Annotated in this window: 1 protein-coding gene; it reads left to right on the top strand. The window is 63.8% G+C overall.

What is annotated here, in order from left to right; genetic code table 11:
* Positions 1–47: 47 nt before the first annotated feature.
* A partial coding sequence (locus ACFFNX_RS18110) for an acyltransferase domain-containing protein (RefSeq protein WP_378203034.1) occupies positions 48–390 on the top strand: 343 nt, incomplete at its 3' end.

Genomic DNA, 390 nt, shown 5'->3' with positions numbered 1-390 from the left:
TCACCACCCGCAGCCAACTCATGCAAACCGCACCCACCAACGGCGCAATGGCCGCAATCGAAGCCACCCCCGACGAGTTGGCCGAATCCCTCAGCGAATATCAGGGCCAAGCCACCCTCGCCGCCGTAAACGGGCCGAAAGCCGTCGTCGTCTCCGGCAACCAAGACGCCGTACTCGCGATCGCCGCGCACTGGGCCACTCAAGGCCGCAGAACCCGGCAACTCACCGTCTCCCACGCCTTCCACTCCCCCCACATGGACACGATCACCGAGGAACTCACTCAGGCCGCCGCCAAGATCACTGTCCAACCACCACGCATCCCCCTGATCTCCTGCCTCACCGGAGACTTCATCGACATCGAACAACTCAGCACACCGGACTACTGGGCCG

It is taken from the genome of Actinoallomurus acaciae (assembly GCF_042429965.1).
In the GTDB taxonomy this organism is placed as follows: domain Bacteria; phylum Actinomycetota; class Actinomycetes; order Streptosporangiales; family Streptosporangiaceae; genus Actinoallomurus; species Actinoallomurus acaciae.
This window is presented reverse-complemented; position numbering and strand designations above follow the sequence as displayed.